Origin of the sequence: Winogradskyella pelagia, from assembly GCF_017581965.1 — a bacterium.
GTDB lineage: Bacteria > Bacteroidota > Bacteroidia > Flavobacteriales > Flavobacteriaceae > Winogradskyella > Winogradskyella pelagia.
In genome coordinates, this window is sequence record NZ_JAGEVF010000005.1 from 17730 (window position 1) to 43261 (window position 25532).

The window sequence follows — 25532 nt, forward strand, 5'->3', positions numbered from 1 at the left end:
GAATTGAATATATTTGTTCAATGGACAAGCTTAGCTTCACTTCTTCAGAAAAGCAATTCAGTATACTATATGTAATAATTGTACTTATTGAATTAATTTCAGGAAGTTTAAGCCATTTGACTTATTTCCATTTTATAGCTAAGCCGGCAATTGTTGGAAGTTTGATTGTTGCGTTTGTGACATTTTCTACGGACCTTAAAAGAGTCACTAAAAACTTAATTTTAGCAGGGTTAATTTTTTCAATCCTTGGAGATGTCATATTAATGATTGTGAATGATTGGGCACATGCATTTACCTCTGGCCTAATTGCATTTCTTACAGCGCATCTATTTTATTGCAGGGCATTCTGGCTGCAAAGGGATAAAGCTAAATCCGCATTACCTATTATAGTTTCATTTCTTACCTATGGTTTTGCTATATTTTTCTTTTTAAAGGACGATTTGGGTGAGATGATGATTCCGGTAATTGTATATATGCTAGTTATAATCACTATGGCTACACTAGCATATTTACGAAAGAAATCAACAACTGCTTTCACGCATTGGTTAGTCTTTGGCGGTGCACTTTTATTTGTTATCTCTGATAGTTTGTTAGCCATAGACAAATTCTCTAAGCCTTTGTCGTTTTCTCATATAAGTATTATGATTACTTACGCTTTTGCACAGTATGGTATTGTTTTTGGAATTTTAAAATCTAAAGTGTAACAATACTTATGCAATTACTACTAATGTATTATCTAACCAATCTCATCAATTGAATAAAGAACTCGAACATAGTTTTGTTGAGCAGTTGAAAAAACATCAAAACATTGTACATAAGGTGTGCCGTTTGTACACCAACAATGTTGATGCGCATAATGATTTATTCCAAGAAATAACAATTCAGTTATGGCGTGCATACCCTAAGTTTAGAGGCGACTCCAAGTTTAGCACATGGATGTACCGTGTTGGATTGAATACGGCGATTACACTTTACCGTAAATCAAAAAGGCGTATAAAAACGCAAGAATTTGACACAGTACAGTTTAAGATAAAAGCCGAGGCCTATGATGATACAGAAGAGCAGCAACTAAAACTATTGTATAATGCCATTCGCCAACTTAACGATATAGAAAAAGCACTCGTGTTTTTATATTTAGAAGATAAGGACTATAGAGAAATAAGTGCAACCCTTGGTATTACGGAAGTAAATGCGCGTGTAAAAATGAATAGAGTTAAAAAGAAATTGAAAACGATATTAAATCCGTAATCATATGGATGAATTAGATTTATTAAAAAAAGATTGGAACAAAGGACAGGCCGACTTTAAGAGTTATGAGGAGTCTGATATTTACCCTATGCTCCATAAAAAATCGTCTAATATAGTTAAGACCTTGTTTTATATTAGTGTTGCAGAACTTGTGTTTTGGGTATTAATTAGCTACGTACCTTACCTATTCTCAGACAGCATGCGTCAACGCTTAGATGAGAGTTATGAAAATCCTTTGTTCGTGGGTTTAACGATTTTAGGCTTTGTGGTAACAGCAGTTTTTGTTTATCTATTGTACCATTCCCATAAATCAATATCAACTACCGATAACGTTAGGCGTTTAATGAAAAGTATTTTAAGGACACGTAAAGTCATAAAATATTACGTGCTCTATAATCTAATAATGATATTTATTTCTGTTCCACTGTCCTTATATTTTGAATTTCAACAAAACCCATTATTTCATGAGGAAGTAGCTCAAATGAACAATACTCAAATGTCAATTCTTATTGGTATAACTGTTGTGGTAACAGGAGTATTGGTAGGACTAATATGGTTGTTTTACAGACTACTTTATGGTATTCTTTTAAAACGACTTAACAGAAACTACGAAGAACTTAAACGGTTAGAGGTCTAATTCTACCAGTTTCTAAGTTCTCTATTTAACCGTTCTTTTTCTAGTAATTCTTCTTCTGGAATCACTTTTAAAAATGATGGATGTTGCTCGATTGCGTATTCGATTTTTTCTACAATGTCAGCAATGGATTCGTTGTCGTAATCAATATCTAAAGGTTGTTTAATCTCCATAGATTGATAGATGTTTTTCTTTTTCACCCTTAGACCTTTCTTATCAAAAGAGCGTCTAAATCCATCAATAACTATTGGAACAACGATTGGCTTATAGGTTTTTATGATATGAGCCGTACCTTTTCTTATGGGCTTAAAAGGCGTAGTGGTTCCTTGAGGGAAAGTAATTACCCAACCATCATCTAGAGCTTTTTTAATATTAGTAATATCGCTCATCTTTACTTGTCTGTTCACCTCTTGACCTTTTGCACGCCATGTACGTTCTATACTAATAGATCCTGTATAAGCAAATATCTTAGGTAACAAGCCTGACTTCATGGTTTCTTTGGCTGCTACGTAGTAGATATTTAGTTTTGGATTCCATAAATAACCTACATTTTTAATATTGTCCCATCTACCACTCAAACTTGCATTAAACACATGGAACATGGAAATAACATCTGCAAAATAGGTTTGGTGATTAGATATAAAAAGCACATTAGTATCGGGTAAGTTTTTAATAATCTCAGACCCTTCTATTTGCAATTCATTGAATCCTCTAAAGCGCCTATGAGTAAGCAACCCAAGGATTCTAATTAACCACTTTTTCACAAAAAGAATATGACCAAAAGGATTGGTTTTAAATAATCCCATACATTGTTTTTGAAATTATAGCTACAAATGTAACAATTTAAGGTACCTACAAAACTTGTTTTAACAAGTCTTTTATTTCACCAAGCATCATGGCAGTTGCTCCCCAAACTATATGTCCATTAAGCTTAAACGCTGGCACCTCAACTTTTACGTTGTAAGAGGTAGGTACTGTTGTAGTAATAGTATTAGACTCTAACAAAAACTCTTGCAGCGCAATTTCTATAATATCCTCTACTTCCTCATCTTGTTTTCTAAAACTAGGATACTGGTTTAAAAGCCCCATGTAGGGATGTACCATAAAATTACTTGGAGGAATATACAATGGAGAAATTTTCCTCAATACCTCTATACGTTGAAAAGGAACACCAATTTCCTCCTCCGTCTCCCTAAGTGCTGTAACTTGAAGACTTTTATCCCCTTCTTCGTACTTTCCGCCAGGAAATCCAACCTGAGCAGAATGCACCCCTTTATAGGTTTTTCTAAGAATTAGAACCAAATTGGTAGAGTCTTTTAGATTCGGGTAAAACAAAGCCATAACTCCAGCTTTCTTTGCAGACTTAGCCTTCTTCTTCATCTTTTTTGCTAGTTCCAATCGGTATGGGGGCGACATTTTAGCATGAGAAGATTCGCCAAAAAGTTCGAGATGTTTTATTTTTACTACAGATTCTTGAAACCGATCAAATTGCATTTATGAGATTTCTATTCGTTCTAAGTTTTATCTTGTTTTTATCGAGCTGTGAAGATAAAAAAACTTCAAAACAATCCACTACTACCGAGACTAAAGAATCTTTTGTTCCTGAATCAATACCGCAAGTGGAAAACAAAAAAAAGGCCAAACCAGAATATCCTGTTTTATCAGATGATAATGCCATGGAGTTTTTTTTAGATTACAGTAAAACCCATGAAGAAAATAAAGTGAGAATATCTACAGACTTTGGCACTATTGACATCCTTCTTTATGATAAAACTAGATTTCATAGGGCAAATTTTGTATATCTCACTAAGCGCAAGTACTTTGACGGTACACAATTCTATCGCGTTGTAAAAAACTTTGTTATTCAAGGAGGCAGTAGTGACGACTACAATATTGCAAAACGACGCAAAAAAATAGGGAAATATTTACTGCCTCCAGACACCAAACGAGGCTATACGCATAAGCGTGGAGCTATTTCTATGCCTAGCAGTGAAATAGAGAATGCCTATAAACTCGCCTCACCTTTTCAATTCTTTATTGTTCAAAGACAAGGTGGCGCTCAGTATTTAGATGGTGATTATACTGTATTTGGTGAAGTTGTTGAAGGTATGGATGTGGTCGATAAAATAGCTGATGTAGAGACTGATGAAGGTGAATGGCCTCTTAAAAATGTTTATATTAGAAAAGTAGAATTAATAGATTAAAGATGCGCCTTAAACCAATTTTAAAAACGTCTCTGGTTGCTATAAGCCTTCTAGTTTGCATGCTTTTATCATCACAATCTTACCAGGTTTATTCCAATGATGTTTTAAAACTATACTCTGAACAATTAAGGGATAGCATAAATTTAAATCTGCACAAACCAGAATCATTGGGTAAATCCGGCCCAAATATAAAGTTTCCAGTAACTATTATTTTTGACAGTCAACATAAAATGACATATCCTAGAATAATCAATACTTTTGACTTCCTATCAATAGATGCCTTAATCCCAGAGACCATAATAGTTGGAGTTCCATTTAATTTTAATAATCGTACTTATTTAACATCAGACCAACGTAAGGAAGGGGACTCATTAATGGGTATTGAACGAATGGAGCGTTTCTTGTTTAAAGAACTTATACCGAAACTTAAATCTGAATTCAAGGCCAATGACTTTTTAATGATTATTGGTCATTCTAGGACAGCTTTTTTAGTTAACTATTTATTGACTAAGCAGAGTTCCAACATAAATGTGGCAGTGGCCTTGAGTGGATTTTATAAGGAACACCCTCTTAATGAGGGCTTTTTTGAAGATTACTTAGGCAACAATGAGAATTTCCCAAGGCCAACGCAATATTTTATTACCGCAGGCACTTCAGCTGAAGAAACATCCTATAAAACAGAAAACGATGCCTTAAGTACCTATTTCTCAAATGCATCGATAGCAAAAAACCTAGACCTTAACTACAGTACTAATGCGCATGCCACTCACATGGTAAATTTTTGGATGTCTATTCCCCAGATTTTACTTAATAGTTATGAGGAATATGGGTTAATCATCAACAATTGGTTGTTTAACAAATTGGAAGATGCAACTAATGAGCAACCCATAGAGGAATTTAAATCCGACTTAACTAAGTTGAATGAAAAATTAAGTCTTAATGCCAACCCAAGTATTACACATATTTTTTCTTTCGCTAGCCACTACCTCAACACTAAGGACTATTCTACAGCCATTGATTTTGTGAGCCTAGGCCTTGATTACTACCCAGATTATTTAGACTTCTATCCTCTAATAATTGAGCTTTTTCAGCAGAGTAATGATGAAAAAAATAGAAATAAATATATTGAAATCTACAAAAAGAAAATTGCTGCAGACGCCTCTTTAAGCGACCCTGAGAAAAACAACAGGCTTAAATCTTATTAATATGTTAGGTCTTTTTGTAAAGACTTGGTAAACTAATTTTAAAAACAACAGCAAGAAGTCTAATGGCAATTACCACTGCTCCAGCTATTAAAAAAATAAGGTTCACATCACCTGTAAACTCTCGTAAAACAAAATAGACGATACCACCAACTATACATGCGGTTGCATAAACTTCTTTATGGAATATTACAGGAATTTCATTACATAAAATATCTCTAATTACACCACCAAAACAAGCAGAAATAGTCCCTAGTGTTATGCAAATCACAGGATGTAAATCGGCATTTAAGCCTTTTTCAATGCCAATGACGGTATACAAGCCAATACCTATGGTATCAAAAAGAAATAAAGATCGACGTAAATGCTTTAACTTATCCCTGAAAAGCATGGCCAAAATGGCTGCTACGGCGATTACAGACATAAAGGTCATGTCTCTCATCCAGAACACTGGAGTTGCCCCAATTAAAGTATCTCTTAAAGTTCCTCCTCCTACCGCAGTAACAAAAGCAATAATAAAAACGCCAAATGCATCCATGCGCTTATTCATTGCGACAAGAACACCAGAAATAGCAAAGGCAATAGTCCCTAAGATATCTAAAGTCTGAATAAACATTACATGTTCTGGGTGTAGTAGTTATAATCCTTCAAAATAGTATCAATAAACTGTAAATCATACATATCTGATTCTATCTTCAGTAAATCACAGATTTTATTTCTAAGGATAGTTAAGGTTTTAAAATCACTATTTTTTCGAGATATGGTATAGGCTTCTTTAATAATTCTCACATCCTTATCCGTTAATTGAGTTACAGTGTTAAAAACCGGCTGATAATTGTCTTCAATTTCTTCCAATATGGTACTAGTAATTTTATGTTTTTTCTTTACACTTATAACCACTGTTCCTGCTGCGGCATCACCAACACGTTGTTTTTTGTCCGACAGTAAAATACTTAATATACCTATTGAAGGAGAGAATATCCATAAATCTACAATACGTAGCATCCATCTCACAAATAAGTTATACCATTCAGTAGGTGCTCCGTCTAATCGCACTACTTTTATCCTCATAATCATTTTTCCAATGGTTTGTCCACCAAAAATGATGTGAAAAATGAGCGAGTAGAAAAAGGCAGGCAGTAAGAATAGACCTAAAAAACCACGCTGTGTCCAAGCATCTGTATCAAAGATTTCGGAAATAGCTACTAAGTTTTCCATGATGGTCATATAGGTTAAAATAACAATGCCATCAATTAAAAAAGCAACAGAGCGCTCACCTAGCCCAATTAGCTTATAATCTAAGTTGACATTTTGTGCGGTGTTAATTGCTAAATTGCCCATTGCAATGTATCTTCGTTTTAAATTAAAATAGTCTATGCGCGAAGCTGCTTTCGTCAAGCAAAATAAGGAAAAATGGATTGGTTTTGAAAAGGCATTGAACAATAATGTAAAAATAAATCCCGATAACCTTGCCTCCTACTACATACAGCTTACTAATGACCTGTCTTATGCGCAAACCTACTACCCAGATAGTAAGACCTTGTTGTATTTAAATTCGCTGGCCTCACAAGCGCACCAGAAGATTTACGTTACAAAGCGCGAATCAAAAAATAAAATTATTTCGTTTTGGCGCGACGAGTTTCCATTATTTTTTAGACAATACCATAAAACCCTACTTTATTCTTTTTTAATCTTTATGTCTGCCGTTTTAATTGGTGCGGTCTCTACAATAAATGACGACTCTTTCATAAGGCTGATTTTAGGGGATTATTATGTGAACATGACCATTGAGAATATTGAAAACGGCGAACCTATGGCCGTTTATAAAAGCGGAAGCAGTATCGGCTCATTTTTAGGTATTACCATAAACAATATTAGGGTGGCCATAATTGCATTTGCCCTTGGAGTCATTTTTAGTATTGGTACTATTTATGTCTTATTCAGTAACGGAATTATGCTGGGTGCATTTATTACTTTCTTTTATAATTATGGTATTCTAGAGAAGACGTCTACAGTTTGGCTTCACGGTACCATTGAAATATCTGTAATCGTAATTGCTGGTTGTGCCGGATTAGTGATGGGTAATAGTTTCTTATTTCCAAAAACTTACTCAAGGCGAGTGGCTTTTATGAAAGGTGCTAAAGATGGTTTAAAAATAGTAGTAAGTACGATACCGTTTTTTATTATTGCTGGTTTTATAGAAGGCTTTATAACCCGATATGGTGAGCAGATGCCTTGGTTTATTGCCTATGGAATCATAGGCGTTTCATTATTTTTAATTGTTTATTACTATATCCTTTACCCTATTTTATTACATAAAGCCCAATCTATTCAAATTTCAAATCTTAACAACAAGTGAACGACAACTATATAGAGCTCAGAACCAGGAGTACCTTCGGTGATATTGTCAATACATACTTCTTGTTTTTAAAGTATAATTTCAAATCATATACCAATCTATATCTAAGATATAATGCCGCCAGCATTGCCCTTACTTTGATAGCCTCTTATTTACTAGTGACAGGTTTTTTGGGATTGGCGAGTCGCGATTTTAGGTTTGGTATGAGCAATAATATCGAAAGCGACAGCTATTTTATTGCAGGGTTGATAGTATTCTTACTCATAATTTTTGTGACCTCATTAATAAATTACAGCTTTTCTAGTGCCTTCATTGCCCAATATGTAAATAATCAAGGGCATATAAACCCAAAAACTATTTGGCGGAGTATCCTTAACAACCTTGGGACTATTATTGTATTTATACTTATTGGCGCCTTACTTTATGGTCTATACCTTATCATTACCGTGATGGTATCTTTTATTCCATTATTAGGCATGATTATTCAGTATGGGCTTAGTTTCACTTTAGCTGCTGTTTTCGGACTTACATTTATGTCTATATTCTCGTCTAACAAGTCCTTTGGAGAGGCTATCTCAGAAGGTTTTGATTTAACTTTCTCAAATTTTTGGCGCGTCATTTTATTTGGATTGGTTATTGGGATACTAAATTTTTTAATATCTGCCTTAATTGTAGCTATACCTAGCGTTATCATTGGTGTTTATGTCTATTTTTCTGTTGAGAGTAATGTGGATTTACTCACCAATACTTTTTCTACGTTAGTCTTTACATTTGGATTTGCTGCCTTTATTCTATCCTTTATTTACACCCAGGCCTTATCACAGCTTTCATACGGGATATTATATTACAATCTCTACGAGGTGAAGTATAACGTGTTTTTGCAGAAAAAAATTGAGCAAATCGGTATAAATGAGCAATAAACCCCTCAAATATTATTATGCTTTACTTACTATGGCCTTAAGCCCATGGCAGTTTTGGCCACAAAACAACAACACCATTAAAAAGGATTCCTCTAATCTAGAGGTTAGGCCTTTCAATGAAAATATAGCTGAGCGCTATACTGGAAATGATTTTAACTATGACATCAATGATACAGGTGGTGTAAATCTGATGCAGCGCATCCTCAGAAAATTCTTTGGGTGGTTGTCTGATGTTTTTGGTTTTGATATTGACTTTTTAGATTACCAAACCCTAGAATATATAATCTACGGTTCGCTAGGAATTATCGTGTTATATCTCCTCATCAAATTCTTAATGGAGAATCCCGTCAGCTCTGTATTTAAAACCGAAAATAAAACAATTGAAGGTTTTAGTTATGTAGAAGAGGATATTAAACAGATAGATTTTGATAAGCTTATTAAACAGGCTCTCCACAATACCAACTACAGACTTGCAACACGTTATCTATATCTTAAAGCGTTGAAGATACTGGCCAATAAAGAAATTATAGAATGGCATTTTGAGAAAACCAATTCAGATTATTACAACGAGATAAAAGATTCTAAATTAAAGTCACTTTTTAAGCGCGTGTCTTATATCTATGACTATATCTGGTATGGTGAGTTTCCTATTGACGAAGCAACTTTCAATAAAAACAAATCAGATTTTAATCAACTCATTAAGTCATCACAACATGGATAAACGTTCTAAAATAGCGCTTTATGTCATTGGTGCGGTGATTCTATTAATGATGATTGCAGAAGTCACCAAGCCCAAAGCCATCAACTGGAGAGATTCGTACTCAGCATCAGACAAAATACCTCTTGGTTGTTATGTGATGTTTAATGAATTAGAAACTTTTTCAGACCAGCCTATTTTAACATCGGAAGAAAGTATTTACCAATATCTAAAGCAAGTTGATACTACAACGAAAAAGACTTTGGTTTTTATAAATAATCGCATCTATTTTGACGCCGAGGAGTCCGAAGCTTTATTAAATTTCGTAAACAAGGGAAATACAGTTTTTTTAAGCAGTACTTACTTTTATGGTAATGTAATGGACACTTTAAATATTGCTATACAACGCCAATATTCTAATTTATTTAAAGCAACCTCCTCTCATCATTTTACAAGTCCACATCTTCAAGAATTTAATCGAAACTTTGAAGACGTTATAGAAAACAGTCACTTTGTTTCCGTAGACACCCTAAACACAACCATTTTAGGCAGAGTTACAACCGTTGATGAAGATGATACCGAGATTACAAACCCAAATTTTGTAAGTGTTAACTATGGTGATTCTAATGGACAGTTCCTTCTTCACTCAAATCCTTTTGCCTTTACAAATTACCATTTGCTTAAAGGCAACGAAGACTATGCTGCAGCAATTTTGTCGTTTTTACCAAAGCAGCAAATTATTTGGGATAACAACTATAAAAGTGGAAGAAAAATTATTACAAGCCCTTTGCGCTACATCCTTCAGAATACAGCATTGAAATGGGCGTTCTATATTAGTATGTTAGGGTTAGTTCTATTTGTGCTTTTTAGAGGTAAACGAACACAACGCATAATACCAGTTATTGATAAGCTAGAAAACGCAACTGTAGACTTTACTAGAACTATAGGTGAGCTATATTATCAACATGGGGACTTTAGTAATATAATAGAGAAAAAAATTGAATACTTCCTCGAGTTTACCAGAACCAATTACTATTTAAATACTGCAAATCTTAATCTGGCTTTTATAGAAAAATTAGCTATTAAGTCTGGTAATACTAAGGAAGACTCTAGGATATTAGTGGATTATTTGGTGTATTTAAAATCAAAAAACACGCATACAGAAGAAGAGCTCATAGAGCTAAATAAAAAAATTGAACAGTTTACAAAACACAGATTATAATGCAAGAACATGACGAAAATTTACCTGAGAATTCAGAAGAAAATCAGGAGCAGTTTATACCAGAAACGAATGAAGCTACGCCTAAAGAGACAACTAATCCTTCAGAATTTGAGAGTAGAATAGATTTAAAGCCGCTTCAAGAAAGTGTTGAGCAAATAAAAAAACAGATTGCCAAATTTATTGTAGGGCAAAATGAAATGATAGAGCTATTGATTATTTCTATTTTAACCAATGGCCATTCGTTAATTGAAGGCGTTCCTGGGGTGGCTAAAACCATAACAGCCAAATTACTTGCTAAAACTTTAGATGTAGATTTTAATAGAATTCAATTTACGCCAGATTTAATGCCTAGTGATATTCTAGGGACCTCAATCTTTAATGTAAAAACTAACGATTTTGAATATAAAAAAGGGCCAATTTTTTCAAATATTGTTTTAATTGACGAGATTAATAGGGCACCAGCCAAAACACAAGCTGCACTTTTTGAGGTTATGGCAGAACGGCAGATTACTATGGATGGTATGCGCTATGATATGTCGCCACCTTTTCTGGTCTTTGCGACACAAAACCCTATTGAACAAGAGGGTACATATCGTTTACCTGAAGCACAATTAGATCGTTTTTTATTTAAAATAGATGTAGATTACCCTTCACTTGAAGATGAAATTCAAATTTTAATAGACAACCATAAGCGTTTAGATGTTATGGATTTTGATACTATAACATCTGTATTATCAGCAGAAGCCATCCAGAAGTACCAAAATCTAATCAAACAGATTATTGTAGAAGATAATCTTCTAAACTATATCGCTTCAATTATTCACAACACACGTAATAATGCTAATTTATATCTTGGAGCTTCACCAAGAGCGTCTATAGCTATATTAAATGCCGCAAAGGCTAATGCAGCAATTAATGGCAGGGATTTTGTTACACCAGATGACATAAAACGCTGTACCAAAGCTGTTTTAAAACATCGCTTGGTTCTCACACCAGAGCGCGAAATGGAGGCCTTTACGGTAGATAAGGTTGTTGATCAAATTCTAGAAACCATTGAGATTCCGCGTTAGTGAAAGAATTCTTTAAACATACCTATTTAAACTTCAGGTTTTTTCTTGTAGCCATAACATTTGTAGCCCTATTCATATTGGCTTATATTTTCCCTGGGTTACTAAGTATAGTTACTATTTTATTCTTTGTCGCTTTAGGCTTGGTTGCTGTAGATTTGATTTTGCTATTTAAACAAAAGGGAATTAAAGCTTCACGGCTACTACCAGAAAAACTGAGTAATGGCGATGACAACCCAATTGATATTAAAATAACAAATCTCTATAATTACAAGGTTGATTTACTTTTAATAGACGAGTTGCCCTTTCAGTACCAAAAACGTGATTTTGAGATAAAGACAAATTTAAATCCTGCAGAGCAAAAGAAAATCACCTATACCTTAAGACCACTAGAACGTGGTGAATATTACTTTGGAAATTTAAACCTATATGTAAATTCACCAATCGGTTTAGTTACCAGGCGATTTCAATTTGCTAAGGATGCGATGGTACCCAACTACCCATCATTTCTTCAGTTACGTAAATATATGCTCATGGCATTTTCAAACAAGTTATTAGAATATGGCTTAAAGAAAATCCGACGCATAGGTCATACTATGGAATTTGAGCAAATTAAGGATTATGTTCCTGGTGATGATATCAGAAATATTAATTGGAAAGCGACCGCCAAGCGAAATCAATTAATGGTTAATCAATTTCAGGATGAACGCTCACAACCTATTTACAGTGTTATTGATAAAGGCCGTGCTATGAAAATGCCTTTTGATGGTTTGAGCTTATTGGACTATGCTATAAATGCTACACTTGTAATAAGCAATGTAGCCCTTAAAAAACAAGATAAGGCCGGGATGTTCACATTTTCGCGTAAGGTAGACAATAAGGTTGTGGCAGAAAGACGTCCTTCTCAAATGAATAAAATTCTGGAAACTTTATACAACGTCTCTACTGATTTTGTTGAATCTGATTTTTCTAGACTTTATATTGATATAAAGCGCAATATTACGCAGCGAAGTCTATTACTCTTATATACTAATTTTGAAACCCTTGATGCGCTGCATAGGCAATTACCCTATCTGCAGGCCATTGCGAAGAATCATCTTTTGGTTGTTATATTTTTTGAAAATACCGAATTATATAAACTTACAAATATTACAGCAGAGAGTACCTTCGATATTTTTCAAAAAACGATTGCAGAAAAGTTTGTGTACGAAAAGAAGCTTATTGTAAATGAACTCCAAAAACATGGTATTCAATCCATTTTAACCGCTCCTGAGAATCTAACAATAAATACTATAAATAAATATTTGGAGATAAAGGCAAGAGGGCTCATTTAAGAAATATTTATTTCCTGTTTCAGGTACCTACATTCAATTTCCAATTTCTCAGTTTTAACTTCAATTTCTAACGAAAGTACAATTCATCCATTCAAACTTACAATTGAGTAAAAATAATTACTGTTAGCAGGAGTGTTGTTGGATATTTGAATCAATAAAACAAATAACCATTAAAATTTTGATACCATGAAAAATGTAATCTTAACAATCGCCTTTCTATTTTCCATTGCTTTTGGATTTGCTCAAGACAATGGAATAACAATTACAGTTACCGTAGATAATTTAACCAGTGATAAGGGTAATGCTTCTTTCTCCTTACATACAGCCAACACCTTTATGAAGGGTGCGGGAATTAAGAATGCTTCTTCTGAAATTAAGAACGGAAAAGCCATAGTAACCTTTACAAACGTGAAGCCTGGAGAATATGCTATTTTGGGAATGCACGACGCTAATGAGAATGGTAAAATGGATTTTAGAGAAAATGGAATGCCACTAGAAAGTTTTGGTACATCTAACAATGTTATGGCCTTTGGTCCACCACAATATGATGAAGCCAAATTTAAAGTTGAAGATAAAGATTTAAACCTAAAGATTCGGTTTTAACCTTACATACTTTAAAACAATAAAAGCCAGCAAATTGCTGGCTTTTTTTAATAGTTTAATTAGACGGTCTCTCCTAACCAAGCCTTCATCATCCAAACAGTTTTTTCCTGTTCCGTGATAAAATCACTCATCATAGAATTGGTACCTTCATCATTAGCGTCATCTGATGAATCTAAAATCTGACGCTCTATCTTTAATAGCTCGGTCAAAGAATCTATAATTAATCTAACCGCATCTTCATCCTTAGATACATTTTTACCAACGGGTACTTTTGCCGCCTTAATATAATCATCAAAAGTATGTAAAGGTGTCGCTCCTAAAGTTAATATACGTTCAGCCACTTCATCTACCTTAAGATTGGCATCCGTATATAATTCTTCGAATTTTGCGTGAAGATCAAAAAAAGCCTTCCCTTTAATATTCCAATGAATACCTCTTAAATTTTGATAATACAATTGAAAATTAGCTAAAAGTGTATTTAAATCTGTTGCTAATTGCTGGGTTTTTAAGGTGTCTAAACCTATACTATTTAAAGTCATATACTTACATTTTAGATATAAAGATAAGGCAGAAATAAAGTACAGGCGCTATAGATTTTATGAATAGTTTTAATACTTTTATAACTTAAATGAATACTTATGACAATTACTCAACTTAAATACGCTCTGGCTATAGCTGAGCACAAAAATTTCACCAAAGCTGCAGAAAAGTGCTTTGTGACGCAACCAACTTTGAGCACTCAAATCCAGAAACTTGAAGACGAATTGGACGTCATTATGTTCGATAGAGGTAAAAAACCTATTGAATTAACCGAGGTTGGACGGAAAATTGTTTATCAAGCCCGAAATATCGTAAATGAGGCAGAACGCATTCAGGACATAGTTGATCAGCAAAAAGGATTTATCGGTGGCGAATTTAGATTAGGGATTATACCGACGGTTATGCCTACTTTACTGCCAATGTTCTTAAATAACTTCATTAAGAAATATCCAAAAGTCAAGCTCAAAATAGAAGAGTTAACTACTGAAGAAATCTTAATAAGAATAAATGACGGCCACTTAGATGCAGCAATTGCGGCCACACCTTTAGAGAGCGACAACATAAAGGAGCGCGTGTTATTTTACGAACCATTTGTGGCCTACATTCCTCAAAACCACAGATTAAGAAATCATAAAATCATTGAAGTTAGTGATTTAGATATTGAAGATATGCTATTATTAGAGGACGGCCACTGTTTTAGGGACGGTGTTATAAACTTATGTAAGACATTTAAAGACCAAATGGATGAGAATTTTCAACTTGAAAGCGGAAGTATTGAAACTTTAATTAAATTGTCTAACGAAGGCCTCGGAATGACTCTTTTACCCTATCTGCACACCCTTGATATCAAAGAAAACTTAAATTCTAATTTAAAGCACTTTAAAGAGCCTTCACCGGCAAGAGAAGTAAGTATAATATATCATAAAAGTGAGCTGAAAATGCAAATAATTGATGCTTTGCATGAGGTTATTTCTGGTGTTATAAGAGGTGCAATTGCTTTTAGCAACGTTGAAATTATAAGTCCTCTCCCAAAATAAAAAAAGCGACTCGTAAGTCGCTTTTCTTTATGCTTTTAAATAGATTAAACATTGATTGAGTTCAGGGTTTTGATGGATTAGGGACTGGATAAAAATCCTGAGGTCTTCAAGTTCGTGAGGCAGCAATCGTTTAACTGCTTTTTCCACTTCCTTGCAAAATAAACTCGCATCAAAACTCACTTTTTTAAGTACCGTCAACGTGTACTCGTACATTGCTCTCGCCATAGTTTCTTTGATAGGTTTTAAATTAACAAAACGTAGATTTTTTTATAGGCTATTATCTTTTATTACATTCCTAAGGTAGAAAAAAAAGTTAAATAGGTTCAATTTGTTTAACAGGTTTTTATGTTAAATGTCAATATTTAACGACGAGCTTCCTTTTTACAACAAGATAATTCCCACAAATAATAAATTGATGCACAGATTGTGATATTAAAAACGATTGTCGCCATCTAATAAATCACCCAAACCTCCCAAAATACTTCCTTCTCCTCTATCTTTTCCGCCTGCTCTAGGTGCTGATGCGATGATACGATTTGCAAGCCTACTAAATGGCAGGGATTGTATATAAACTTTTCCAGGACCTTGGAGTTTGGCAAAAAATAATCCTTCACCTCCAAATATAGAATTCTTAATACCACCTACAAATTCGATGTCGTAGTCAACACTTTGCGTAAATCCAACGATACATCCTGTATCAACACGCAATATCTCACCAGCATTCAAGGTTTTCTCGGCCATGGTGCCACCAGCATGGACAAAAGCCATGCCGTCACCTTCTAGCTTTTGCATTATAAAACCTTCTCCTCCAAATAGGCCTCTACCCAGTCGCTTAGAAAACTCTATGCCCACACTAACACCTTTGGCTGCGCACAAGAAAGCATCTTTTTGGCATATAAACTTACCGCCAAAATCAGTTAAATCAATAGGTATTATTTTTCCAGGATATGGCGACGCAAAAGAGACATTTCGTTTTCCGACTAAATCATTATAGAAAGCTGTCATAAATAGGCTTTCACCAGTAAGGATTCGTTTGCCTGCACCTAAGATTTTGCCTAAAAACCCTTTGTCCTTTTTAGATCCATCACCAAATATGGTCTCCATCTTTACACCATCGTCCATCATCATAAAACTACCCGACTCCGCAATTACGGCCTCTTGTGGGTCTAATTCTATTTCTACAAATTGCATTTCCTCTCCATAGATTCGGTAATCTATTTCGTGTGCATTTCTATCGCTGTAATCAGGTAATCGTTCCATTGTTATCCGTTTTTATAATTGATTTAATTAATATGTTGAACTTTACTGCTTTTTGTTACAGAAGTATATTTTAAGTAATAAAATAATTCATGTTTTCAGACGATAAGACTAAGATTTCACTTTTAGGGTCCATTCAAAATTAAAAGAAGATACTTCTATGCCCTGTTCATTAATACCGTTGGCCTTTAACCAAACTGTTTGACCTTCATCAGATGCTATTGCCTTTGCAATGGCCTCATTAACTTTTTCACCATCATTGCAGGTAAAGGTTATTTTTCCCGTTGCTTTTTTTGTAAAAGTAGCGTTGTTATTTGCTACAAGCATAGATATCTTTTTTCCACTTTGTCTAATTTTTTGCATCACTAAAGCTCCAGTACTTAACTCGGCCGCCATGCCTTGTACAGCCCAAAACATGGAATTAAATGGATTCTGATTTATCCATCGATGTTTTACCTTAACAACGCATTTTTTGTCATCCAAACAGGTTGTTCTTACTCCGGTAAAATAAGCCGCAGGAAGCTTAAACATTAAATATTTGTTGAGTTTTGAAGGTGTAATATCCATATGTAAATCAATTATACCACACTAAAATAAGGCATTTTAACGGCGCATACTAATGTTAATAAACTGTTAATTTTTAGTACTATGTTTTGCATAATACCTTCTTTTAGATATATATTTGCATAAGAAACTATTATATACTTTTTAAAATGACCGATAATCATCATAAAAATTTAGCGACTTTTATACATCTTTCCACCTTTTCAAGATTTATAATCCCTTTTGGAAACTTTATAGGTCCCATTATACTTTGGAGTGTTAATAAGGATAAATCGGAATTTGTAGACAAGCACGGTAAACAAGCTATAAACTTTCAAATAAGTATTTTACTATATGCCATAATAATAGGAACAATTAGTGTCCCATTCTTTATTTTCAAACTTTTTGACGGACTAGACGTTATTGATTTTCATGGGTTCCATAATTTTCACATTAATGTAGGCGAACCTTCTCCTCTTTTATATATAGGCGGAGGTCTAGGGGCTTTAGCAGTAATCGCTTTTATTATTGAATTAGCCCTGATAGTCAAAGCGAGCTTAATGGCAAGAGACGGTAAAATGTACAACTATCCTTTAACCATCAATTTTTTAAAATAAATAATCTTGTCCTTAAACATATAACATTTATCAATCAAAGTTGATTTCAAATCAACTATAATCAATCAAAAAATGAACAGTTTAATCGAATTAAAGTCAAAAACATGAAGATAGAAAACACAAAAGCACAAATGCGCAAAGGTGTTCTAGAATATTGCATCTTATCCATATTAAAGGACGAAGATGCTTATGTCGCAGAGATTCTAGGCACGCTAAAAGACGCAAAAATGCTTGTTGTTGAAGGAACAATATATCCTTTATTGACAAGACTTAAAAATGCCGGATTACTCAGTTATCGCTGGGAAGAATCCACCTCGGGCCCACCGCGTAAGTATTATGGGCTCACCGAAACAGGAAAACTGTTTCTCAATGAACTAAATACCACCTGGAGTGAATTACAAAATGCAGTTAACCTAGTAACCAGTACAAAAACAACAAAAAAATGAATAAAACAGTCAATATAAATTTAGCAGGTATATTCTTCCACATAGACGAAGATGCATATCTTAAATTACAGCGCTATCTTGAGGCTATAAAACGTTCATTTACAGATTCTCAAGGCCGATCAGAAATTATTGCCGACATCGAGGCACGAATTGCAGAATTGTTTGCGGAACGCATACAAAACGAAAAGCAAGTTGTTGGTATAAAACTGGTTGACGAAGTCATTACCATAATGGGACAACCCGAAGATTATCTTGTCGATGACGAAATTTTTGAAGATGAACCTCAACAAAGACAAACCTATAGATCTAAATCTACTAAAAAACTTTTTAGAGATACCGATAATTCCTATATCGGTGGGGTTTCTGCAGGATTAGGACATTACCTAGGGCTGGATGTACTTTGGGTAAGACTACTTTGGATATTACTTGCTATTGGCTCTGGCGGAACCTTCATCTTTATCTATTTAATTTTTTGGGCCCTCGTGCCAGAGGCACTCACAACTGCCGAAAAACTGACCATGACTGGTGATCCGGTCAATATTAGTAACATTGAAAAAAAAATTAAAGATGGAATTGATACAGTATCAGAAAAAGTAAGACATGTCGACCTAAAAAAACAGGGGGACAAATTAAAGGAGGGATTTGACAATGTTTCTGATAATATTTCGGATTCCGTTAAAAATGTCGATTTTCAAAAGCAAGGCAATAAGCTAAAATCAAGCTCGCAGACGTTCTTTGACACCATAGGAAACATCCTTATGTTTTTCTTAAAAGTTGCAGCTAAATTCATAGGTATTATTTTAATTATGGTTGGCGTCAGTACACTATTGGCCTTAATAGTGGCCTTTTTTACAGTAGGTATAACAGATGCTATTCATTTTCCACCAATGAATTTCATAGATGCTTCAAATGCAGCAAACATACCCATGTGGTTAATGTCCTTATTATTGTTCTTTGCTATTGGAATCCCATTTTTCTTTGTGTTTTATTTAGGACTAAAGATTTTAGTAAACAACCTCAAGTCCATTGGTAATGTAGCTAAGTTTACATTAGTAGGTTTGTGGTTTATCGCCATAATTGGTTTAATAATTACAGGCATAAAACAAGCAACAGAACACGCGTTTGATGCCAACGTTACTGAAACGGCAGAATTAAATATTAAAGCCACGGATACCTTAAAACTTAGTATGGTGAGCCATGATGGTTTCAACAATTACTTTTATAGAAGCAGAAATGATTATCAGTTCCTCGAAAAGGATGACGGTAAAACCATATTATCAAGAAATGTAAGGCTAATTGTGCGCTCTACAGCAGACTCCCTAGCCTCAATACAAATTGAGAAAGAAGCTTCTGGAAGCAATTATGAGATCGCACGACAACGCGCTCGAAATATAAATTATGGTTACACACTAAAAAACAACAAACTAAAACTCGATGCTTTCTTAACCACAAGCGTAGATAACAAGTTTAGCGAACAAGAAGTCATGGTTATTTTATATCTACCAAAAAACTCCATTTTGTATGCAGATGAAAATACACATAGCTTTCATCAAAACAGCAGCTACTATAATGATATCCTAGATACCGGAATGGAAGAACATTATTTAAGAGTCATTGAAGACGACGTAGAGTGCATAGATTGCAGTGATTTTTCAAACATTTCTAATGATGAAGTACCCGAAATTAAAATAAAAAGTGAAGGCGAACCCGAAGTACGCATTCAAATAAATGAGGAAGATGGCGTAAATATTGAAGTTAATGACAACTAGTCCGTAAGAAATAACAGTTCGTCAACTTTAAATTTTTATTAGAATTCTTCTAATACATCTTTGTATCACAATTATCAATCAATAAAATGAACCCATCAATCAAATCTCTTTTAATTGGCAGTATCGGAATCCTAATGGTTTCCGGTATTGCCATGGCCCAAGTAAAAAAGAACTCAAAGCTTTTTAAAACCTTGAAAGAAAAAGATAGTGTTATATTCAAAATAGGGTTCAATAAGTGTAAAGTATTAAAAAGCGCTGCGTTAATGACAGACGACCTTGAATTCTACCATGACAAATCTGGTGTTTCAAATTCAAAAGCAGAATTTGTGGAAGTCATGCAAAACGGACTTTGCAGTAAAAACAATCCAACCCAAATATATCGTCATCTTGTTAGTAATAGTCTAGAGGTTTTCCCATTATATGATAATGGAGAACTCTATGGTGCACTTCAAAACGGCAAACATTTCTTTTCACCCGATAAATATTTAAGTTATGAAAAAAGTGATAACTATGCGCTTTTCTCTCATTTATGGATAATTGAAAAAGGTCAATGGAAGTTAAAACGAGTTATCAGTTACAATCACGCCTCTAAAGGCGGTGATTCAAATTAATTATTTCATCAATAAAAAATAAACAATCATGAGTACTCTAGTAAAATTAATTATTTCAGGCATCATTGCATCCCTTATGCTATCCTGTAACATGAATTTTGGTCCAAGCATAGATGGCAACAGAAATGTTGTTACCATGGAGCGCAATATTTCAAGTGATTTTGAAACCATTAAAATAAGTCAAGGATTAGATCTTTACCTTACCCAAACTAATTCTGTTACCCTAACCGCAGAGGCGGATGAAAACTTACACGACGTAATTATGACCGAGGTTGAAAACAATGTTTTAAAGATTTATACCACAGAAAATATAAGACGCGCAGCATCACGTAAAATAATATTGAACATTGAGGATATATCGGCCATAAAAGCAACAAGCGGAAGTGAAGTCTTTTCAACCAATACGATTAAAACGGAAGCTTTAGAACTCAATACGACCAGCGGATCAATTGTAAAGCTCGATGTTAAAACCAACTCGCTCAATTGTCATTCAACAAGCGGGAGCAATATAAAACTAAGTGGGTCTACAAATTTACTCATAGCTGAAGCCACAAGCGGTAGCGGGATAAAGGCAGCTGACCTTAAAGCAGAAACCTCTAAAGTTAAAGCCACTAGTGGTGCAAATATTTCAGTAAACACAACAAAAGAATTAACTGCCAGAGCAACTAGTGGCGCAGGTATCAGGTATTCTGGCAGTCCCTCTGTTGTAAACAAATCAGACAGTTCTTCTGGTAGTATTAGACAACAATAGTATTCTCTCAAACTGCCGACCTACTATAGAATCAATCAAAAAAATTACCCAATCAATCATACCATCCCTAAGTTCAGTTTAGAGTTTGGGATGGTTTTTGTATATATTTGTTTAACAGCTTAAGGTGACCAGAAATCAGTTTTGGGTCTAAGCTTAATAAAAACAATATGTGCATGAAAAAACTTGTACTCCTATTGGGATTAATGTCTTTGGTTCCCATGTCAATTGCCGGACAATCCACCGAAAAAATTAAAGGCGACCGAAATGTCACCAGCAGACAGACCTACGTTGACGATTTTGAAAAGCTTGTCGTTGGTAATGATTTTTCAATCGAAATTGTATACAACAGTAAACCATCAGTAGAAATCGAAACTGATGACAATCTCCACGATATCATTCAATTTGAAGTTGTAGATGGAACTTTGATTTTTTCGCAAACAATGCGAATTACATCGAAGAAAAAAATGCACATAGTAGTCAACTATGGCGATGCACTAAAGGAAATTAAAGTTAAAGATGATGGTGAAATACGCTCTCTTACCTCTATGGAATTAAGTGAGACAAGTCTAGAAACTTATGATAATGCAAGGGCATACCTCAATATTAATGCAACAAGTTTTAATTATAAGAGTTACGGAAAATCCAAAACACGGTTAAACCTTAGTGCTGGTTCTGTTAAAATAGAACTTAACGACAATACTAAGCTAGATGCACTAATAAATAGTAAATCTGCTGATTTTGACTTATATCAACGTTCGGATGCCGTAATTGAAGGAAATGCGGAGACATCGACGATAAGATTAGACAATTCAACAAACTTTACAGGCGAAAAATTTGATGTTAAAAAGGTAGATGCCTTAGTAGAGGGTAACAGCGATTTAATTATTTCAGCAATGGAAACGATTTCGCTAGGAGTTTCGGGAGATAGCGAAGTCTATCTTTACGGCAGTCCGTTAATAACAATTACCAAGTTCGAGGATTCTGCGAAACTTCAAAAGAAAATACGATAGAAAACAAATGAAAAAAAGCTGAAGTTTCCCTTCAGCTTTTTTTTCTAGTTACTACAATCCCGGATTTAGTTATAAGTTGGGGTAGACACTTCGAAATCTGCCTCTTTAGCCGCCAAGTAACGTTCAGCATCTAATGCCGCCATACAACCTGTTCCAGCTGCTGTGATTGCTTGTCTGTAAACATGATCTGCCGCATCACCACTTACAAAAACACCTTCTACATTGGTTTTACTCGTCCCTGGTTGAGCATTGATAATATATCCCGTTTCATCTAAATTTAGATAGTCTTTGAAAATATCTGTATTTGGTTTATGACCTATAGCTACAAAAAATCCAGTTGCAGGTATATCCATTTTATCACCAGTCTGATTATTGAATACTCTAACACCTGTTACAACTTGCCCATCGCCTAAAACTTCTTCCGTTTCGGTGTTATAAAGAATCTCAATATTTTCAGTATTCTTTACACGATTGGCCATTATTTTTGACGCTCTAAACTCATCGCGTCTCACTAACATCGTTACCTTTTTACATAATTTAGAAAGATAGTGCGCCTCTTCACAAGCAGAATCGCCTGCTCCAACGATAACGACTTCCTGATTTCTATAAAAGAACCCATCACAAACGGCACAGGCAGATACCCCACCGCCTAGTTGCAGATATTTTTGTTCTGAAGGCAATCCTAAATATTTTGCAGAAGCCCCTGTTGAAATTATTATTGTTGATGCATGAATCTCTATGTCGTCATTTACCCAAACTTTATGGATATCGCCAGAGAAATCTACTCTAGTAATCCAACCATGGCGAACATCAGTCCCAAATCGCTCCGCCTGTTTTTGTAATTGAATCATCATCTCTGGTCCGGTAATACCTTCTGGATAACCAGGGAAATTTTCAACATCGTTCGTCGTAGTTAACTGACCTCCTGGTTGCTCTCCCTGATAAAGTACCGGTGCCATATTAGCTCTTGAGGCATATATCGCAGCTGTATATCCTGCAGGTCCAGACCCTATGATTAAACACTTTACTTTTTCTATTGAATCAGCCATAAAATTGTTCATTTGTTACGTCACAAAAGTAGGTTTTTTGCTCAAATCCTTACAATGAAGTTATCAACACATTCTATCAGGTCATAAAACTTGTCTATGATTTTTTTTCTTCAGCATAAATTCGTAATTTTTAAGTGTTTAATAGTAAAATCTAACGTATCATGAAGACCAAATCACTCATCATTACTTTTGTATTGTTAAGTACTCTAGCCTGTAAATCTAATTCGGAAAATGATAAAAATAACGAAGAAGCTATCGTTGAGGACGTTGTCAAACAGAATGGACTAAAAGGTACTTGGGAACTCACCGGATTTTATAATTACAAAGATAATGTTGTCGTTGATTCCTTTGATATGAATCCAGATTTTAGACAAATTAAAATTTATACCGATGACAAAGTAATGTGGTGCAAGCACAAACCAGCAGATTCTTCAGATTGGTTTGGATACGGTACTTACAAATACGATGGCGAACGACTTACTGAAATACTCGATTTTGGGTCTGTAGTCATGGACGAAGTTATTGCCGAGAAGAAAGAATTTACGTTTGAACTCAGTCTCACCGAAAACCGGTTTGAACAAATTGAAATAGATGAAGATGGCAATCGTATCTATTCAGAAAATTATAAACGCGTAGAATAATAAAAAGACCCAGTTAAACACTGAGTCTTTCTCAAAGTCGGGGTGGCAGGATTCGAACCTGCGACCTCCGCGTCCCAAACGCGGCGCGATAACCGGGCTACGCTACACCCCGAAGACAAAGGTTATCTTTTAAGGACTGCAAATATAGAGTTAATTCTTTATTTTACAAGGACATTTTTCTAACTTTAAACTCTAATTTCAACATCACGGTTGTTATGAAAATTAATCTTTCATTATTCTGCGCAATAGCGCTTTATTTTTTAGGTTGCGCACAAGACAAAAACCCTGTTAATAATGCCAATGCGTACGAGGTGATAGTTGCGGATATGACCATTCCATGGGGCTTTTGCTTTTTACCAGATGGCACTATGCTCATTACCGAGAAATCGGGAGAACTTATTCATTATAAAGAAGGCGAAAAAATCTTAATACAAGGCGTTCCTGAGATATATGTGCGCGGTCAAGGTGGGTTTATGGATATAATTATTGACCCTAAATACTCAGAGAATGGCTGGCTTTATATGTCTTACGCTTCTACGGGTTATGAAGATGGCGGCGGAAATACCACAATTGCCCGTGCTAAACTCAGCGGTGAAAAATTGACAGAATTTAAAGTATTATACAAAGCCAAGCCAAATTCCAAAAGAGGCCAACATTTCGGTTCTAGACTTCAGTTTGATAATGAAGGATTTCTTTATTTTACTATTGGCGATAGAGGCAATAGAGATGTCAATCCACAAGACATTACAAGAGACTGCGGTAAGATCTATCGTATAAATCCAGATGGTAGTATTCCTCCAAGTAATCCGTTTGTAGATAGCGTAAATGCCAAAAAAGCGATTTTCTCTTATGGCCATCGCAATCCACAAGGGATGACTATCCATCCTGAAACAGGTGAAATCTGGACGCATGAACATGGGCCAAAGGGAGGCGATGAAATTAACATTATTTCAAAAGGAAAGAATTATGGGTGGCCAGTAATAAGTTATGGCGTCAATTATAGCGGCACTAAATTTACAGAGATCACAAAAAAAGAAGGAATGGAGCAGCCATTTCATTATTGGGACCCTTCAATTGCTCCTAGTGGTATGGCTTTTATATCAAGCGATAAATATGGTGACTGGAAGGGAAACCTGTTGGTAGGCTCCCTTAAATTTCAGTATTTAGATATGTGTACAATTAAAGATAATAAAATCATTAAGGAAGAACGGTTACTTAACGCCATAGGTCGCGTACGCTCCGTAGAACAAGGGCCCGATGGTTTTATATATGTTAGCGTAGAAAATCTTGGGATAGTTAAATTATTACGTAAATAAATAGTGTAAATGAATATTACTAAAGTGACAAAAATCATAAATTTAATGCTCTTAATCAACCTACTTTTGTCTTGCAAATCCGACACGAAAAAGAGCGATCCTTATGCACAAAAAAGCATTGTAAATAAAACCAGTTTTAATAATGGAAAACTTATTTACAATACCCTTTGTATTACTTGCCATATGGCAGATGGTAAAGGCGTTGAAAAGGTATTTCCGCCTTTGGCAAATTCGGATTATTTAAGAGAAAACCAAGAAGGAAGTATAAGAGCTATAAAATATGGCATGTCTGGAGAAATTGTTGTTAATGGTATTACTTATAACAGTTTAATGGCGCCTTTAGGATTATCCGATGAAGAGGTAGTTGATGTTATGACTTACATTAATAATGCCTGGGGAAACAAGATCGATAATAAGGTCACAGCAGAAATTGTGGCTAACACTAAAAAGTAATA

The 25532-nt window shown here is 34.7% G+C and carries 31 protein-coding genes and 1 tRNA gene; 22 read left to right on the top strand and 10 right to left on the bottom strand.

The window, feature by feature from the left end:
• Positions 1-20: 20 nt before the first annotated feature.
• The 3 genes from J4050_RS07605 to J4050_RS07615 are packed head-to-tail and all read left to right on the top strand — an operon-like array spanning position 21 to position 1885.
• On the top strand, positions 21-704 hold the full coding sequence (locus tag J4050_RS07605; protein ID WP_208153930.1) for a lysoplasmalogenase: 684 nt from the start codon (positions 21-23) through the stop codon (positions 702-704).
• 49 nt (positions 705-753) lie between these two features.
• Positions 754-1248, top strand: coding sequence for an RNA polymerase sigma factor (locus J4050_RS07610; protein WP_208153932.1), 495 nt, complete (start codon positions 754-756; stop codon positions 1246-1248).
• Between the two features lie 4 nt (positions 1249-1252).
• Positions 1253-1885: a DUF8845 family protein gene (locus J4050_RS07615; protein WP_208153934.1), complete on the top strand. Its 633-nt coding sequence runs from the start codon at positions 1253-1255 to the stop codon at positions 1883-1885.
• Positions 1886-1887: 2 nt separating this feature from the next.
• On the opposite strand, the gene J4050_RS07620 is transcribed toward J4050_RS07615, so the two are convergent.
• On the bottom strand, positions 1888-2688 hold the full coding sequence (locus J4050_RS07620) for a lysophospholipid acyltransferase family protein (protein WP_208153935.1): 801 nt from the start codon (positions 2686-2688) through the stop codon (positions 1888-1890).
• A 46-nt stretch (positions 2689-2734) separates the two neighbouring features.
• Positions 2735-3376: an NUDIX hydrolase gene (locus J4050_RS07625; RefSeq protein ID WP_208153938.1), complete on the bottom strand. Its 642-nt coding sequence runs from the start codon at positions 3374-3376 to the stop codon at positions 2735-2737.
• Positions 3377-3378: 2 nt separating this feature from the next.
• Here J4050_RS07625 and J4050_RS07630 point away from each other — a divergent pair, with 2 nt between their 5' ends.
• Both J4050_RS07630 and J4050_RS07635 read left to right on the top strand, forming a co-directional pair.
• Positions 3379-4086 (top strand): peptidylprolyl isomerase, encoded by a 708-nt coding sequence (locus J4050_RS07630; protein ID WP_208153940.1) that lies wholly within the window; start codon positions 3379-3381, stop codon positions 4084-4086.
• A 59-nt stretch (positions 4087-4145) separates the two neighbouring features.
• Positions 4146-5291, top strand: coding sequence for an alpha/beta hydrolase-fold protein (locus J4050_RS07635; protein WP_208153942.1), 1146 nt, complete (start codon positions 4146-4148; stop codon positions 5289-5291).
• Between the two features lie 4 nt (positions 5292-5295).
• Here J4050_RS07635 and J4050_RS07640 read toward each other — a convergent pair whose 3' ends face one another.
• Both J4050_RS07640 and J4050_RS07645 read right to left on the bottom strand, forming a co-directional pair.
• Entirely contained in the window at positions 5296-5904 is a 609-nt protein-coding gene (locus J4050_RS07640; RefSeq protein WP_208153944.1) for a trimeric intracellular cation channel family protein, read from the bottom strand.
• The gene (locus tag J4050_RS07645) at positions 5904-6629 is read right to left on the bottom strand and encodes an RDD family protein (RefSeq protein WP_208153946.1); all 726 of its coding nucleotides are present in this window, start codon (positions 6627-6629) and stop codon (positions 5904-5906) included. Before J4050_RS07645 ends, J4050_RS07640 begins: the two co-directional genes overlap by 1 nt.
• A 34-nt stretch (positions 6630-6663) precedes the next feature.
• On the opposite strand from J4050_RS07645, the gene J4050_RS07650 reads away from it, so the two are divergent.
• The 7 genes from J4050_RS07650 (at position 6664) to J4050_RS07680 (ending at position 13490) form a co-directional block, all read left to right on the top strand.
• Positions 6664-7647: a stage II sporulation protein M gene (locus J4050_RS07650; protein ID WP_208153947.1), complete on the top strand. Its 984-nt coding sequence runs from the start codon at positions 6664-6666 to the stop codon at positions 7645-7647.
• On the top strand, positions 7644-8567 hold the full coding sequence (locus J4050_RS07655) for a choline transporter-like family protein (RefSeq protein ID WP_208153949.1): 924 nt from the start codon (positions 7644-7646) through the stop codon (positions 8565-8567). Before J4050_RS07650 ends, J4050_RS07655 begins: the two co-directional genes overlap by 4 nt.
• The gene (locus tag J4050_RS07660; protein ID WP_208153951.1) at positions 8557-9288 is read left to right on the top strand and encodes a hypothetical protein; all 732 of its coding nucleotides are present in this window, start codon (positions 8557-8559) and stop codon (positions 9286-9288) included. Before J4050_RS07655 ends, J4050_RS07660 begins: the two co-directional genes overlap by 11 nt.
• Positions 9281-10486: a DUF4350 domain-containing protein gene (locus J4050_RS07665; protein WP_208153953.1), complete on the top strand. Its 1206-nt coding sequence runs from the start codon at positions 9281-9283 to the stop codon at positions 10484-10486. The genes J4050_RS07660 and J4050_RS07665 overlap by 8 nt, the downstream gene beginning before the upstream one ends.
• Complete coding sequence (locus tag J4050_RS07670; RefSeq protein WP_208153955.1) at positions 10486-11556, top strand: AAA family ATPase; 1071 nt, start codon at positions 10486-10488, stop codon at positions 11554-11556. The genes J4050_RS07665 and J4050_RS07670 overlap by 1 nt, the downstream gene beginning before the upstream one ends.
• Positions 11556-12887, top strand: a complete 1332-nt coding sequence (locus J4050_RS07675; protein ID WP_208153957.1) for a DUF58 domain-containing protein — start codon at positions 11556-11558, stop codon at positions 12885-12887. The genes J4050_RS07670 and J4050_RS07675 overlap by 1 nt, the downstream gene beginning before the upstream one ends.
• A 186-nt stretch (positions 12888-13073) precedes the next feature.
• Positions 13074-13490 (top strand): DUF2141 domain-containing protein, encoded by a 417-nt coding sequence (locus tag J4050_RS07680; RefSeq protein ID WP_208153960.1) that lies wholly within the window; start codon positions 13074-13076, stop codon positions 13488-13490.
• A 59-nt stretch (positions 13491-13549) separates the two neighbouring features.
• Here the strand turns inward: J4050_RS07680 and J4050_RS07685 are convergent, their stop codons facing one another.
• A complete protein-coding gene (locus J4050_RS07685) occupies positions 13550-14029 on the bottom strand; it encodes a Dps family protein (protein ID WP_208153962.1) in 480 nt (159 codons plus the stop codon).
• Between the two features lie 99 nt (positions 14030-14128).
• On the opposite strand from J4050_RS07685, the gene J4050_RS07690 reads away from it, so the two are divergent.
• The gene (locus J4050_RS07690; RefSeq protein WP_208153964.1) at positions 14129-15067 is read left to right on the top strand and encodes a LysR substrate-binding domain-containing protein; all 939 of its coding nucleotides are present in this window, start codon (positions 14129-14131) and stop codon (positions 15065-15067) included.
• A 27-nt stretch (positions 15068-15094) separates the two neighbouring features.
• On the opposite strand, the gene J4050_RS07695 is transcribed toward J4050_RS07690, so the two are convergent.
• The 3 genes from J4050_RS07695 to J4050_RS07705 form a co-directional block, all read right to left on the bottom strand.
• Entirely contained in the window at positions 15095-15292 is a 198-nt protein-coding gene (locus J4050_RS07695; RefSeq protein ID WP_208153966.1) for a hypothetical protein, read from the bottom strand.
• 207 nt (positions 15293-15499) lie between these two features.
• Positions 15500-16327, bottom strand: a complete 828-nt coding sequence (locus tag J4050_RS07700) for a TIGR00266 family protein (RefSeq protein WP_208153967.1) — start codon at positions 16325-16327, stop codon at positions 15500-15502.
• A 108-nt stretch (positions 16328-16435) separates the two neighbouring features.
• Positions 16436-16891: a DUF4442 domain-containing protein gene (locus tag J4050_RS07705; RefSeq protein ID WP_208153969.1), complete on the bottom strand. Its 456-nt coding sequence runs from the start codon at positions 16889-16891 to the stop codon at positions 16436-16438.
• Positions 16892-17037: 146 nt separating this feature from the next.
• On the opposite strand from J4050_RS07705, the gene J4050_RS07710 reads away from it, so the two are divergent.
• The 6 genes from J4050_RS07710 (at position 17038) to J4050_RS07735 (ending at position 22071) form a co-directional block, all read left to right on the top strand.
• Positions 17038-17484, top strand: coding sequence for a DUF4870 domain-containing protein (locus tag J4050_RS07710; RefSeq protein WP_208153971.1), 447 nt, complete (start codon positions 17038-17040; stop codon positions 17482-17484).
• A 104-nt stretch (positions 17485-17588) separates the two neighbouring features.
• Positions 17589-17930 carry a PadR family transcriptional regulator gene (locus J4050_RS07715; RefSeq protein WP_208153973.1) on the top strand — a complete coding sequence of 114 codons (342 nt, stop codon included), beginning with the start codon at positions 17589-17591 and terminating at the stop codon, positions 17928-17930.
• Entirely contained in the window at positions 17927-19699 is a 1773-nt protein-coding gene (locus J4050_RS07720) for a PspC domain-containing protein (protein ID WP_208153975.1), read from the top strand. The genes J4050_RS07715 and J4050_RS07720 overlap by 4 nt, the downstream gene beginning before the upstream one ends.
• Before the next feature lie 86 nt (positions 19700-19785).
• The gene (locus tag J4050_RS07725) at positions 19786-20310 is read left to right on the top strand and encodes a nuclear transport factor 2 family protein (RefSeq protein WP_208153976.1); all 525 of its coding nucleotides are present in this window, start codon (positions 19786-19788) and stop codon (positions 20308-20310) included.
• A gap of 28 nt (positions 20311-20338) precedes the next feature.
• Entirely contained in the window at positions 20339-21061 is a 723-nt protein-coding gene (locus tag J4050_RS07730) for a head GIN domain-containing protein (RefSeq protein WP_208153978.1), read from the top strand.
• Between the two features lie 173 nt (positions 21062-21234).
• Positions 21235-22071, top strand: coding sequence for a GIN domain-containing protein (locus J4050_RS07735; protein WP_243878583.1), 837 nt, complete (start codon positions 21235-21237; stop codon positions 22069-22071).
• Between the two features lie 65 nt (positions 22072-22136).
• Here J4050_RS07735 and trxB read toward each other — a convergent pair whose 3' ends face one another.
• On the bottom strand, positions 22137-23120 hold the full coding sequence (gene trxB / locus J4050_RS07740; protein ID WP_208153980.1) for a thioredoxin-disulfide reductase: 984 nt from the start codon (positions 23118-23120) through the stop codon (positions 22137-22139).
• 161 nt (positions 23121-23281) lie between these two features.
• On the opposite strand from trxB, the gene J4050_RS07745 reads away from it, so the two are divergent.
• Positions 23282-23761: a hypothetical protein gene (locus J4050_RS07745; protein ID WP_208153982.1), complete on the top strand. Its 480-nt coding sequence runs from the start codon at positions 23282-23284 to the stop codon at positions 23759-23761.
• A gap of 37 nt (positions 23762-23798) precedes the next feature.
• Here the strand turns inward: J4050_RS07745 and J4050_RS07750 are convergent.
• Positions 23799-23873 (bottom strand) — tRNA-Pro (locus J4050_RS07750).
• Between the two features lie 103 nt (positions 23874-23976).
• Here J4050_RS07750 and J4050_RS07755 point away from each other — a divergent pair.
• Both J4050_RS07755 and J4050_RS07760 read left to right on the top strand, forming a co-directional pair.
• Positions 23977-25077, top strand: coding sequence for a PQQ-dependent sugar dehydrogenase (locus tag J4050_RS07755; RefSeq protein ID WP_208153984.1), 1101 nt, complete (start codon positions 23977-23979; stop codon positions 25075-25077).
• A 45-nt stretch (positions 25078-25122) separates the two neighbouring features.
• Entirely contained in the window at positions 25123-25530 is a 408-nt protein-coding gene (locus J4050_RS07760; protein WP_208153986.1) for a c-type cytochrome, read from the top strand.
• The last annotated feature ends 2 nt before the right edge of the window (positions 25531-25532 follow it).